Below are 12563 nucleotides of genomic sequence, written 5' to 3'. Positions count from 1 at the left end.
CTATGTTAACAAACAGGTGCTGGTGCTGAAAGTCCAAATCTCAGCGAAATCATCTATGCAAATCCAACGACCTGATCCCAAAACATCTGCATACCGCCGCCAGCTTCAATCAGCCTCGAGGACTTCTCGATCTGAACAGAAATTTGACGGATTGCTTTGGAAGATTCTGCGCCGGCATCCTGTCTCACGATGAGACGTTGCATTTGATTTGCTTTTTTCAAAACAACGTCGTTCGGGACCGATCCCCAGTAATCAAGACCAATGTACAGAAATTTATTTACAACATCATTGAAGCGCTTGTACAAGCCAAGGCCTTCCTCTTCGTCGCGCACTTGATTGCAAATGATCGAGAAGCGATTCACTTTGTATTGCTTGTGCAAAACTTTGATCAATGCATAAGCATCTGCAAAGCTCGCCGGATCTGGAGTGATTACCACCGATACTGTTTGTGCGGCAGAGTTCAAGAACAAAACATTCTCTGCAATGCCCGGAGCCGTATCAATCAACAGATAATCAAATCCCAATGGTAAAGAGCTGACAGCTTCTACCATCGCTCTTCTTTCAAAGTGGTTCATGTTGTTGTACTCAACAACGCCACTGCCCCCAGGGATCAAGAAGACATCTTTAGATACTTCGGTCAAAATATCTTTCATCTCTTTTTGGCCCGAGATGATGTCATGAATATTTCCATTGGTTCTTATACCAAAAAGAATATCCACATTCGCCATGCCCAAATCGCCATCAAGAATCAAAACCTTTTTGCCTTTTTGAGCCAAACTCAATGCAAGGTTCGCAACCAATGTTGTTTTACCAACGCCGCCCTTACCGGATGTCACGCTGATTGTTCTTGTGCGGTACATATCAAAAGAAGAGTTCACTCTTTTCATATTGCTTCAGAATCCTGTTGTTTCAATTGTGAGATTTTAAAAATCAAATCCAACAAACGTTCTTTCGTCGCGAATTCATAATCTTCCGGCACACGAGAGCCGATCCCGAACGAGTGCAATGGAATATTGAAACGCTTCATAAAGTTGAAAATCGTTCCATGTTGAGCAGACTCGTCAAGACCTGTGAAGATCACGTCCTTATAATTCAAGATCGAATAACGGCGGCCCAATTCTGTCGCATCCATGTCTTTCGCATTCGCTGACAGACACAGATGGACATTTGGATTTAGTCCTTGAGGTGGCAAAAGATTACGCATCATTTGGATCTCGTCGTTATTTTTAAGGCTCAACCCAGTGAAATCCACAAGAACGCAGTCAACGTTCGCAAGATATCTCATCAAGTTATGCCAGTCATTTTGTGTGCGGATTACAGAGAAAGGCACATTCAGAATTTGCGCATAGATCTTCATTTGATCTGCTGCACCCACCTTGTATGTGTCAGTCGTGAACAAAGCCACTTTTTTACCTTCGCGAACAACCATGTGGCTAGCCATCTTAATCATTGTTGAAGTTTTGCCTGCGCCAGCCGGGCCAACAAAGCAGTGGATCTTTCCCGCAGTTGGGTGCACCTGAATTTTCGTTGTTTCTAGAACTTGTCGAGCCACGAAAGCTTCCACCAAAGATTTATTCTTCAATTTCAACGCAGGCAAAGTATCCTGCGCCTGAGTCAAGATCTCTGCTGTAATTTCCGGAGCAACACCTGCCGCCGTCAATTTTGCGAATACAGAACTCAAATCATAATTGATTCCATAATCAGCGCCAGGATGACTGCCTACAAAATTTTGTGGCATTTGCTGGAACTGAGTGATCACTTGCTTCAAACTTGCGATTTCATTTTTCAATGCGCGAATCGCTTCAGATTCAGCCTCCGAAACCGCAGGAGCAACCTTAGCAGCTGGCTGCTGTGGTGCTGGAGATGCCGGCTTACGAGTTTGTTGGAAGGTCTCTTCCTGCTCTTGGAACGCATGAAGAGCACGTTGTGCAGAAGCTCGAACTCTCTGTTCAGAGATCTGCTGTTGACGGACGTAATTGTTGTTGTCGTCTTCATCGATGTCGATGTATCGACGTTGTGTAATCGGAGCCGGTGGCTGATTTTTAGCCACATGCTTATCGACCATCTTGGTGATCAATTCCTTTTGCTGACGCGCGGGACTTTTCAAGAATCTTTCGCGATCTTGCTCACGAAGCTTAGATTCTGCGAATTTCTTTTTTTGCAACGTTTCTTCTGAAACAGCCGCTGTGATCTCAACACTGCCTTCGCCAACAAGTCCGAAGCTTTTATTGTTGTCGCGTGCAGAAAGAATAATGGCGTCGGGACCCAGCTGAGTCTTCACCATTTCCAGGGCTTCTTTCATCGTACGTGCTTCAAATTTCTTAACCTGCATGGCTCATCTCCACTAGTGCAACTGATTGAACGTCTGCATCCGATGTCAATTCATTATGAGAAAGGACAACAAGTTGCGGGATAAATCTCGATGTTAATTTATACAAATGACGGCGCGCTGTCGGACTCGTCAAAAGAATCGGCTGTCCTGCAATTTCAGGATGGCCTTCAACAGTGCGTGCGATCTCGTTGATCAAGCGATGAGCCGTGTTCGGGTCCATCACCAACTGCACACCCTGTTCTGTTTGCAACAATGAATTTGCAATCAATTCTTCAATCACTGGATGCAAAGTCATTACAGGGATATTTCCTTGATCCGTTGTGTATTTCGCAGTGATACCGCGAGCAAGAGCCCTGCGAACACCCTCCGTCAACACTTCGATGTCTTTAGTGCGAGGAGCATCGTCGGCCAGCGATTCAAAGATCGTCAGCAAGTTACGAATTGATACTTGTTCTTTAAGCAAGTTCTGCATAACACGAACCACCGATCCCAGAGGAAGAAGATCTGGAATAAGCTCTTCCACCACTTTCGGATGAGACTTCTTGAAATTCTCGATCAAACTAGAAGCTTCCTGACGGCCCAACAACTCGTGAGCATGGCTTCTAATAAGTTCCGTGATATGAGTTGCCATGACAGTTGGAAGATCCACAACCGTGTAGCCCGCGATCTCGGCATCTTCTTTACGAGCTGGAGAGATCCAAATCGCATCCAAACCAAATGCAGGTTCTTTCGTTGCAATACCGTCGATACGATCCATCACATTACCTGGATCCATCGCAAGCATGTAATCGGGGCGAAGGATTCCGCCACCGACTTTATTTCCTTTGATCATCATGCGGTACTCACCCGGAGCCAACTGCAAGTTGTCACGGATGTGAATGCTTGGAACAACGATACCCAAATCCAAGGCAAACTGTTTACGGATACTGACGATACGCTCAAGCAAATCGCCGCTTTGGTCAGACTCAACAACTTTGATAAGTCCGTAACCAACTTCTAACTCCAGCATATCCACTGGAAGCATCGTTTCGATATTTTCTTTCTTTGGAACGTTTGCTGCTGCTTCGATTTTCTTCTTCTCAGCATCAACCGCCTCTTTTTTATAACGTTTCAATACCCATGAAAGACTCACCAACAAAGTTCCCATGAAAAGGAAAGGAACCGTTGGAAGACCCGGAATCACACCCATCAATAGCAGCACGCCACCAGAAATCATAACGGCACGAGGATTCACCAAAAGTTGGCTTGTAACCTCAGCCCCCATGTCTTTATCAGAATTTGAAGTACGAGTTACGATCGTACCGGCAGCGGTTGAAATGATCAGAGCGGGAATTTGTGCAAGTAAACCGTCACCGATCGTCAACATCGTGTAGTATTTCGCAGCCACACTGATATCCAGACCTTTTTGAATCACACCGATGCCCAAACCACCGATGATATTGATCATCGTGATAATGATACCTGCGATAGCGTCACCGCGTACGAACTTAGAAGCACCGTCCATGGCACCGTAAAAGTCGGCTTCTTGCTCGATTTGCTTACGACGTTTGCGGGCTTCTGCTTCAGTGATGTGCCCAGCATTTAACTCGGCATCAATCGACATCTGCTTACCTGGCATTGCATCCAAAGTGAAGCGGGCAGCAACCTCAGCGACGCGCCCAGAACCCTTTGTGATAACCATGAAGTTGATGACGATCAAGATGGCAAACATGATAAAACCGATGATGTAGTTTCCGCCCACAACGAAGTTGGCGAAGGACGCGATCACGTCACCGGCAGCTCGTTCCCCTTCATGGCCATGAGTCAGAATCAGACGTGTCGTCGCCACGTTCAGGGACAGCCTGAACAACGTCGTCATCAACAGCAGTGACGGGAAAGACGTGAAATCAAGGGCTCTTTCAGTATAGATACTGACTAGCAAGATCAAGATTGCGATAGATAGAGAAAACGTTAAACAGATATCCAAAAGCATCGGTGGCAGTGGAATGATCATCACCGCCAAAATCGCCAAGATACCAAATGCAATAAAAAGATCCGTATTCTTAGTGTACTTTTCGAATCTCTTTAAAAACTGAAACACTTGTTCCATTATCTTTTCTTCCTACGCAAACGATAAACATACGAAAGGACTTCCGCGACAGCGACAAAAAGCTCGCGCGGGATGACCTGACCAATTTTCATTGTTTTAAAAATAGTTCGAGCAAGGGGCTTATTTTCCACGATCGGAATATTGTGTTCACGCGCCAAGGCTTTAATATTTTCTGCCACGCTATCAGCGCCCATAGCCACCAACTGTGGTGCAGGCAAATTATCAGAGTACTTCAACACAACCGCGATATGCGTTGGATTCGTAATCACAACGTCGGCCTTTGGTACATCGGCCATCATACGCTTACTCGCCATCTCACGTTGAATACGGCGAATGCGTGATTTGATCATCGGATCACCCTCACGCTGCTTGTGTTCTTCCTTGATTTCCTGTTTGGTCATCATCATTTTCTTTTCAAGGTCCCAGCGCTGATAGAAATAATCAGCTCCGGCAAGTACAAGCATCATCGCGCCTACACCACCCAAAAGTTTAACGACCACAGCACCAAGATAAGTGATGATTTGCTCGATAGAGTAGCTCATCAAGTATGGAACTTGATGAACCTCACCGCGCAATAAGAAATAAAGTACGATACCGATCGCTGCCATCTTCAACAACGACTTCAAAGCTTCAACAACAGCGCGTAAACTGAACACGCGTTTGAAACCTTCAACAGGATTGATTTTTTCAAAGTTTGGAGTCAATGCATCTTCAACTTGCAAGAAACCAACCTGTGCAATTGAAGAAGCAGCACCAAGAATGCCCGCGATACCCATGACAGGAGCGATCAAGATCAAAGCCTTTTCGCCATTCATGCGGAATGCTTCCGTGAATTGACCTTCGCGAATTGTTTTTACAAGATCTGGTCCGAATGAGTAATGGAAAAGCTCATAGAAGTTCTTGAAGAAGAAGCGACCCAACGCATACACGCTACCAGCCGCAGCCAGTAATAATACTGCTGACGCTAGTTCCTTTGTATGTGCGACATTACCTTGCTTACGGAATTCTTCCCGTCTCGCATCCGTCGCCTGTTCGGTCTTCTCGTCGTTCTCTTCAGCCACTTCAGTTCCTTCCTAGAACTTTAGAGTTGCTTCAGCTTCAGGCCCCGGGCCTTCCGCTCTGCGAGGCCTCGCCTCACAAGTGTTTCATAACCTTGAAAAGGTTGTCAGCTGTGATTTCCACAAGCCCATTCATTTCCATTCCCATCAAAGGAAGGCCAATAAATACAACTGTCATACCAATCATGATTGTGACTGGCATACTTGTGACCAAGACGTTGATCTGGGGCACAGCGCGACCCAGAATACCCATGGCCAAGTTAACCAACAAGATGGTGACGATCACTGGAGCACACATCTTGATAGTTAAAAGCAGAGCGGTCTGACCAAACATCGCCACCTCTGCAAAAGGACCTACATTCAAAGAAAGAGAACTCACAGGAACAAGTTGATAGCTTTGTGCGATTGCATTGATCAACATGTGGTGACCGTTGATCGACAAAAAGATCAAAGTACCAAGAGTGGAGTAAAACGTATCCAGAACGTTTCCATTTGAACCCATCATCGGATTGTACATCTGCGAAGCACTCAAGCCCACGCTCATGGAAACCAAATCCCCCACCATTGTGACAACAAAGAAGAACAAGCGGGTTAAAAAACCCAAGGCTAATCCCACGATCAGCTCGCGAATTGCTAAGCCAATGATTTCATTTGAAATTGTGAGATAGTCCACGTGCCCAATGCGAACCACCGGGTAAAGCACCATACTCAAGGTGATTGAAAGAAGGATCTTAACATGAACCTGAACGGCGTTAGCGCCAAAGAATGCAGATGAAACGATAAATGCAATCATGCGCAGAAGAACTAGCGCAAAAAGCAATATCTGAGCTTCGGTCATCGCACTCCAGTTAAGCATCTATTCCCTTACCATCACAGCGATGTTATCGAAAAGAGTCGTCGTGTATGTACTCATCACGTCCATCATCCACGGTCCTGCCAGGACGAACACAACAGCAACTACAATCATTTTCGGAATGAACGTCAAAGTCGCCTCGTTGATCTGAGTCAACGCCTGGAAAATACTTACTGCTAAACCAACTACCAGCGTGCTCACCAAGAGAGGAGCAGACAACATCGCAGTCGTTCTAAGAGCATCTTGTCCTAATTTAATGATCAATTCTTCTGTCATCTTTTACCTCACCCGAAACTTTTCACCATAGAACCGATGAGCAATCCCCATCCATCTACAAGTACGAAAAGCATGATTTTAAACGGCAACGAAATCACCACTGGCGGAAGCATCATCATACCCATCGCCATCAATACACTGGCTGCAACGATGTCGATCACTAGGAACGGAAGGAAGATGATGAAGCCGATCTGGAAGGCTGTTTTCAATTCCGAAACCACAAAAGACGGAACTAAAACCATTGTTGGAACTTCCGCGCGAGTTTTCGGTTTATCAATTTTAGAAAGCTTAATGAACAGCGCCAAGTCAGAATCACGAGTTTGCGCGAACATAAATTTACGCAGCGGTGCTAGCGTATTTTCGATCGCTACATCTTGTGAAATCTTACCTGCAATATAAGGCTGAATGCCCTTCGTATTCATTTCATTGAACGCCGGTTGCATCACAAAGAAAGTTAGAAACAAAGACAAACCCACGAGAAGTTGATTCGGTGGCATTTGTTGAACGCCCATCGCTTGTCTTAGGAAAGACAACACGATGATGATACGAGTGAAACCCGTCATCATGATCAAAATGGCTGGTGCCAAAGTCAGCACCGTCATGATCAAGATCAATTTTACTGCATTCACAACTTCATTTGGATTATCAGTTGTTTTGAAGCCCAAGTTCACAGTCGGCAATGTCACTTGCGCATGTGCCATGGCTCCGAGAAGGAAAATAATTGGGAATAGAAGCAAAGCCCAGCGTTTCACTAGAACGACCTCATTCCTTTAAGACGTTTAGAAACGATATCTTTGATACCACTAATAGCGAACTCTTCATCGCTATCAAGCTCTTTTGACGAACGTTTGCGAGGAGCTTCTTCAGCTTGTTCTTCATCCACAGAATTTTCTTCGAAACCCGCAGAGAATTTAGAAGAAGATGCTGCACTTTTGCCGATACCTAGGCCGCCCAAAACATTGCCGAAGCTTTTTGGCGCCTCTTCAGGAACTTCATCGTCTAGCAAAGACAATGATTTGATCATAGAGATATTCTGATCTGTAATGCCTATCAAAATCGATTCACCAGCGACTCTTACAATCGCCAAACTCTTTTTGGGACCCAGAAAATGTTGCTGCAAAACTTTGATTTGCGTCTGGTGTTTCTTTTCTTTTGGAACTGAATATTTCTTAAGAAAGATGAAAGCGCCTGTTCCCACTACGCCCAACATAGACAAGGTAAGAAGAATGCGGAACATACCTCCGCCTTCAGCTGCTGCCTTTTTATTTCCTTCCAAGTTCAATGGAATCTCGGATTCTTTACGATTATCTATCTTTGGCTTATCGTCGGCAGAAGCGGCTCCGGCCTTTGCGTCAATCGACGCTACGGCACTGCCAGCATCCGTCGCCGAAGCAACAACCGCATCTTTTGCTTTCACGTCAGAAGCAGGGGCTACTTCTTCAGCTTGAGCAGTTACAGAGATAATAAAAAGTAAAGGCAACAACCAACGCATCTTAAAACCTCTTATCTAAGTTGTTCTACACGCTCAGCAGGAGAGATAACATCCGTCAAACGCACACCGAATTTTTCATTGATAACTACGGCCTCACCGCGAGCGATCAATTTGTCATTCACGTATACTTCCATGGGCTCGCCCGCAAGCTTGCTTAACTCTATGACACTTCCTTGGGTCAAATTGAGTAATTCACTGACCGGCATTTTTGTACGGCCCAATTCAACCGTTACACGCAGTGGAATATCGAGAATTAAATTCAAATTTCTATCTTTTTGACCGCCGCCACTTGCAGCTTCAGCTTTTTTAGGAGTGGAATCCGCAGCCATTCCCGCCGCTTCTGCCACTAACTGATCAGCCAAATCGTCCAATTTATCTCCAGACATCTTTCCCCCTACTTAGTCACTGGGCGAGTCACTTGAACTGCCACAGTACCGTGATGAATTCCGTAATAACCTTTAAATTTCTTAGTACCTTCAACTTCAACATCGAATTCGCCGGATGCATCTTGATCCAGAGGAATGACGTCGCCGACTTTCAGATTCATCAAATCGCGCAATTTGATTTCTGTTTCGCCAAGGTTCACTTTGATCTCCATGTCAGTTTCAAGAAGTTGTTCTTGAATGATGGATGTCCAAAGTCTTTTATCTGTTTGATCGGATTCCACTTGGAAACCCGTAGAAAGTTTTTGCTTGATAGGTTCAATTGTCGCATACGGAATTACGATTGAAATAGTCCCGGACGCGTTTTCAAGTTCAACGTCGAAAGTAGAAGCGATAACCACATCTGTCGGAGGAACAATACCTACGAACTGTGGATTCACCTCGGTACGAACAAACGAGCAACCAATTTTCTCGATAGAAGCCCATGCAGCCTCCATATCGTTGATCGCGAGTCCTACAACCTTTTGCACGATTTGCAACTCGATCGGCGTAAAGTCCTTACCATCAATTTTCGTATAAGGGCGATCTGCCCCACCGAAGAAGCTATCGACCAAGGCATATGCCAATTTGCTTTCAATAACGAAGAGGGCCGAACCACGCAAGTTACCAAAACGCAGAACGCTCATGCAAGTTGGCATTGGAAGAGTATTAATGAACTCCCCGAATTTCAAAAACTCAGTTCCTGTCAAAGTGATCGAAGCGATCTTGCGAAGCGCTGATGACAAAGAAACGCGGAACGCACGCATGAATTTCTCGTAGATAACTTCCAACTGAGGAAGACGACCACGGATGATACGGTCCTGGCTGGTCAAGTCGTAGGAAACAATCTTACGATCGTCCGGAGCTTTCGCACCACCAGAAGCCGCCGCTTCCGCTTTAGGAGAGTCTGACGACGCGACATCCCCATCAGAGACCGCGGCTAACAGAGCATCCACTTCGCTTTGCGAGAGTACCTGATTCATAGGCCTGCCTTAGTTATAAATAAACTCTGTGAAGAACACGTTCGAGATCTTTCCTTGAACCAAGAAAGAGTTGATTGTGTCTTTAATTTCAGTTCTAAGATTGTCTTTTCCCTCACGCGAAGAGACTTCTTCATAAGTCTTGCTTGAAAGAATAATAATGATGATGTCACGGATTTGAGCTTTGCGCTTGTCGATCTCTTCTGCGGCATGATCACCTTTAAGCTCTAACTCCATGTTAACTTTCGCGACTTTACGGCCTTTAGAGCCCGCTAGATTCACCAAGAAAGTTTCAAGAGGCACAACCTTACCCACCACTTCTTTTTCTTCAGTGGCTTCTTTATGTTGAGCTTCCGCTTCACCTTTAATGACGTTTTCGATTTTAGGTTCTGCAGCTTCTTTTTGTTTGCCTTTATAAAGCATGAAGCCAACGCCTGCGACGATGAGCATATTGATCACTGCTAATGCAATAAGAAGTATAGGCTTTTGTCCTGATCCACCACTTGGCGCCGGGGCTGCTTCCGCCGCTGCCGCTTTTTCTTCTGCCACTCTCATCCTCCGGTTGGCTTCGTCACTTCAGATCCTCTGAAGTAAACACACTTGTCTCGTAGGAATCTTAAGCAACGGTAATGCCAACAGGCCACTGGTCTAGTCGAGATAGGTGACTTGCAACATATTTGATTTCAGGCAATTTTTGCCTTGGGGGAAAATGTTTCCATCCAAAAATTCTATGACATCAGTCAAAGTTTTGGCGTCAGAATTCCCGCAACACTGACTGTGCTGTTTGAAACTAAGACCTCGCACAATTTGACGAAAGGTTGCAAAGAGAGTGCCCTTAAGGTGGAAGTGATTTGGTCAACCTCGATTTAAGTCGAGAAGGAGGAAACATGGACACTCAATCAGTTTTCCAAGGGAAAGTCGGTGAAATTTCCAATGCGTTGAAAAGCCAATTCACCAATTTGAATTTGTCCGAAGATGATATCAAAATGGCGATGAAAAGCCCCGACGATCTCATCAACTTAATCTGCGAAAGAACCGGCATTTCTAAAGAGGAAGCCACTCAAAAAGTTCACGCGGTTATGTCGACTCTTCATATTGACGATGACACTGCAAAAAGTTGGATGGCAAAATTTGGCGATAAAGTGGAATCTAAATACGACGCCTTCAAAAGCAAATTCACTCACTAGATTCAATCTTACATTCGCCAAAATACAACGAAGAGGTTACGGTGACCTCTTCGTTGTATTTTGGAATCTAAATCCCTTAGCGAAAATTGCATCCATCGCACGCACAGGTAATAGGCGCGCAAGCAGAGCCTGCAAGTGAATGTTCTTACCCACAAGATAATACGGATAGGGATTTTCTAGATCCACAGCATTTTCCACGGCCTCAATAACGTGTGAAACGGGAACTGCATTTTTCGCGACATCTTCCACGGCTCCGACAAGACTTGCCATCGCTTCACTATAAACTGCTTGCAACTCTGGTGTCATCTTCGCCTCAAGTTCCCGACTGTGCTGAATCGACTTATCCCAAATCTCTGTACGAATGGGACTAGGTTCGATCAAAACAACTTTCACACCCAAAGAGCGCATTTCTCTGCGTAATGAATCTGAAATTGCACGAACCGCATGTTTTGAGCTTGTGTATGGCGCAAGAAACGGACTGGACATGCGCCCACTGATAGATCCGATATTAATCACTCGGCCCTTCACCTGACGCAACAATGGCAAAAATGTTTGAGTCATTGCAAGCAATCCAAAGACATTCACCTCAAAAAGTTTTCGCCACTCGTTCAAATCAACGGCCTCGACGGGACCGCCTAAGGCAATCCCCGCATTATTGATGAGAATAAAATCTTGCGGCCTCGTGGCCTGAACGACTTGCAATGCTCGAGTGACCTCATCAGCTAATGCGACATCTAGCTTTAGAACTTCCAAAGTCTGAGGGAACTGAGATTTCAAAGAAGACAGAACTTCGGGATTTCTAACCCCGGCCCACACAAAATCGCCACGCTTCAAAAAACTTTCCGCTAAAGCGCGACCGATTCCCGTGGAGGCGCCCGTGATTAAAATATGCTTCATACCCTATCCTTGATTGCTGGTACTTCAACGCTAGCAAAGGTTCAGGGGATTTAGAAATAAAAAAGGCCGCCCTAAAGCAGCCTTTTTTCGGTGGAAGACATCTTCCCACTCAGATATATATTCGAAATTACTGTTGAGCCTTTTGATTTACCAACTCTTCAGCAACTTGATTTAACCATTGCATAATGCCATTGATCTGAGCGTAAGCTTGAGAGTCATCGTTCAACAATTTCTCGATCGCTTCCTTCATGCCTGGTTGATCTTCGCTGAAGCTTTTATTTTGGGGATTCAATATAGTTTTCAAAGCGCCAGCAACGCCCGAGCGATTGATAGACATTTCAAGCTGAAAAGATTTGAACTCAACATCTTCAATTTTCATCGTCGCTGGCAACTTGCTGAAGTCTACCACGCCTTGAACCGCAACCTTTGCAGATACAACATTACCGGCTTCGTCCTTTGTCAAATCAAGAAGCTTTGCTTGCACAGTCAAAGCATCACCATAACTTTGCCCAAAATTCGCTGCAGAGTTTTTCACTAGATCTTCAAAATCAGCGCCAGCAGAGTTTAAGAAGGACTGACCGAATGCTGTCACCAGGTCCAATTGTCCCGTCAACTTACCAGTCAAAACTGGATTTTCGCCATTGCCATAGTGGTATTGAAGACCTTCTAATTTCAAATTCAAAGTATTTTGAGTTCCTTTTTTATAAACAGAGCCTTTCACGCCGAAATCAAGGGCGCGAATGGAATCAACATTCAGATCCGTGAAAACAATTTGAATGTTTGTAGTGTCGTTGTTGTAAGCGGAGGCAAGGGCGCCCACTTTCGCATTTACCGCTTCTTTAGTGATAACACCTGCAGCAACAGCTACAGAGGAAAGAACAAACACGAACGGAACGGATTTTTTCATTAGCGCTTTCATTGAGTTCTCCTAAGGTTTTGATGATCGGCACCATATAGGGGCCAATAGTAAAAGCCAA

General features: G+C 45.1%; 14 protein-coding genes. 1 reads left to right on the top strand and 13 read right to left on the bottom strand.

Going from position 1 to position 12563, the window contains the following annotated elements:
- Positions 1-53: 53 nt before the first annotated feature.
- The 11 genes from VF412_RS01200 to VF412_RS01150 form a co-directional block, all read right to left on the bottom strand.
- Entirely contained in the window at positions 54-887 is an 834-nt protein-coding gene (locus VF412_RS01200; protein WP_331337364.1) for a MinD/ParA family protein, read from the bottom strand.
- Positions 884-2332, bottom strand: a complete 1449-nt coding sequence (flhF, locus tag VF412_RS01195; RefSeq protein WP_331337363.1) for a flagellar biosynthesis protein FlhF — start codon at positions 2330-2332, stop codon at positions 884-886. Before flhF ends, VF412_RS01200 begins: the two co-directional genes overlap by 4 nt.
- Complete coding sequence (gene flhA, locus VF412_RS01190) at positions 2322-4421, bottom strand: flagellar biosynthesis protein FlhA (protein WP_331337362.1); 2100 nt, start codon at positions 4419-4421, stop codon at positions 2322-2324. The genes flhF and flhA overlap by 11 nt, the downstream gene beginning before the upstream one ends.
- A complete protein-coding gene (gene flhB / locus VF412_RS01185; RefSeq protein WP_331337361.1) occupies positions 4421-5482 on the bottom strand; it encodes a flagellar biosynthesis protein FlhB in 1062 nt (353 codons plus the stop codon). The genes flhA and flhB overlap by 1 nt, the downstream gene beginning before the upstream one ends.
- A gap of 73 nt (positions 5483-5555) precedes the next feature.
- Entirely contained in the window at positions 5556-6335 is a 780-nt protein-coding gene (fliR, locus tag VF412_RS01180; protein WP_331337360.1) for a flagellar biosynthetic protein FliR, read from the bottom strand.
- Positions 6336-6608 (bottom strand): flagellar biosynthesis protein FliQ, encoded by a 273-nt coding sequence (gene fliQ, locus VF412_RS01175; protein ID WP_331337359.1) that lies wholly within the window; start codon positions 6606-6608, stop codon positions 6336-6338.
- Positions 6609-6616: 8 nt separating this feature from the next.
- Positions 6617-7309 (bottom strand): flagellar type III secretion system pore protein FliP, encoded by a 693-nt coding sequence (gene fliP / locus VF412_RS01170; protein ID WP_349258989.1) that lies wholly within the window; start codon positions 7307-7309, stop codon positions 6617-6619.
- Positions 7310-7359: 50 nt separating this feature from the next.
- A complete protein-coding gene (locus tag VF412_RS01165) occupies positions 7360-8100 on the bottom strand; it encodes a flagellar biosynthetic protein FliO (protein ID WP_331337357.1) in 741 nt (246 codons plus the stop codon).
- An 11-nt stretch (positions 8101-8111) separates the two neighbouring features.
- The gene (gene fliN / locus VF412_RS01160) at positions 8112-8486 is read right to left on the bottom strand and encodes a flagellar motor switch protein FliN (protein WP_331337356.1); all 375 of its coding nucleotides are present in this window, start codon (positions 8484-8486) and stop codon (positions 8112-8114) included.
- Positions 8487-8494: 8 nt separating this feature from the next.
- Entirely contained in the window at positions 8495-9505 is a 1011-nt protein-coding gene (fliM, locus tag VF412_RS01155) for a flagellar motor switch protein FliM (protein ID WP_331337355.1), read from the bottom strand.
- A 9-nt stretch (positions 9506-9514) separates the two neighbouring features.
- Entirely contained in the window at positions 9515-10057 is a 543-nt protein-coding gene (locus tag VF412_RS01150; protein WP_331337354.1) for a flagellar basal body-associated FliL family protein, read from the bottom strand.
- 332 nt (positions 10058-10389) lie between these two features.
- On the opposite strand from VF412_RS01150, the gene VF412_RS01145 reads away from it, so the two are divergent.
- On the top strand, positions 10390-10689 hold the full coding sequence (locus tag VF412_RS01145; protein ID WP_331337353.1) for a hypothetical protein: 300 nt from the start codon (positions 10390-10392) through the stop codon (positions 10687-10689).
- Between the two features lie 36 nt (positions 10690-10725).
- On the opposite strand, the gene VF412_RS01140 is transcribed toward VF412_RS01145, so the two are convergent.
- Together VF412_RS01140 and VF412_RS01135 are read right to left on the bottom strand one after the other, a co-directional pair.
- On the bottom strand, positions 10726-11586 hold the full coding sequence (locus tag VF412_RS01140; RefSeq protein WP_331337352.1) for an SDR family oxidoreductase: 861 nt from the start codon (positions 11584-11586) through the stop codon (positions 10726-10728).
- A gap of 127 nt (positions 11587-11713) precedes the next feature.
- Positions 11714-12505 carry a hypothetical protein gene (locus tag VF412_RS01135; protein WP_331337351.1) on the bottom strand — a complete coding sequence of 264 codons (792 nt, stop codon included), beginning with the start codon at positions 12503-12505 and terminating at the stop codon, positions 11714-11716.
- Positions 12506-12563: the final 58 nt, after the last annotated feature.

This window comes from Bdellovibrio sp., assembly GCF_036384735.1.
GTDB lineage: Bacteria > Bdellovibrionota > Bdellovibrionia > Bdellovibrionales > Bdellovibrionaceae > Bdellovibrio.
Note: the sequence above shows the minus strand (reverse complement) of the source record. Positions and strands in the feature narration are given on the sequence as shown.

Excerpts from the sequence above, each read along its gene's own strand:
- VF412_RS01200 (WP_331337364.1), bottom strand. The coding sequence starts at position 887 with ATGAAAAGAGTGAACTCTTCTTTTGATATGTACCGCACAAGAACAATC.
- flhF (WP_331337363.1), bottom strand. The coding sequence starts at position 2,332 with ATGCAGGTTAAGAAATTTGAAGCACGTACGATGAAAGAAGCCCTGGAA.
- flhA (WP_331337362.1), bottom strand. The coding sequence starts at position 4,421 with ATGGAACAAGTGTTTCAGTTTTTAAAGAGATTCGAAAAGTACACTAAG.
- fliR (WP_331337360.1), bottom strand. The coding sequence starts at position 6,335 with ATGCTTAACTGGAGTGCGATGACCGAAGCTCAGATATTGCTTTTTGCG.
- fliQ (WP_331337359.1), bottom strand. The coding sequence starts at position 6,608 with ATGACAGAAGAATTGATCATTAAATTAGGACAAGATGCTCTTAGAACG.
- fliP (WP_349258989.1), bottom strand. The coding sequence starts at position 7,309 with ATGGCACATGCGCAAGTGACATTGCCGACTGTGAACTTGGGCTTCAAA.
- VF412_RS01165 (WP_331337357.1), bottom strand. The coding sequence starts at position 8,100 with ATGCGTTGGTTGTTGCCTTTACTTTTTATTATCTCTGTAACTGCTCAA.
- fliN (WP_331337356.1), bottom strand. The coding sequence starts at position 8,486 with ATGTCTGGAGATAAATTGGACGATTTGGCTGATCAGTTAGTGGCAGAA.
- fliM (WP_331337355.1), bottom strand. The coding sequence starts at position 9,505 with ATGAATCAGGTACTCTCGCAAAGCGAAGTGGATGCTCTGTTAGCCGCG.
- VF412_RS01150 (WP_331337354.1), bottom strand. The coding sequence starts at position 10,057 with ATGAGAGTGGCAGAAGAAAAAGCGGCAGCGGCGGAAGCAGCCCCGGCG.
- VF412_RS01145 (WP_331337353.1), top strand. The coding sequence starts at position 10,390 with ATGGACACTCAATCAGTTTTCCAAGGGAAAGTCGGTGAAATTTCCAAT.
- VF412_RS01140 (WP_331337352.1), bottom strand. The coding sequence starts at position 11,586 with ATGAAGCATATTTTAATCACGGGCGCCTCCACGGGAATCGGTCGCGCT.
- VF412_RS01135 (WP_331337351.1), bottom strand. The coding sequence starts at position 12,505 with ATGAAAGCGCTAATGAAAAAATCCGTTCCGTTCGTGTTTGTTCTTTCC.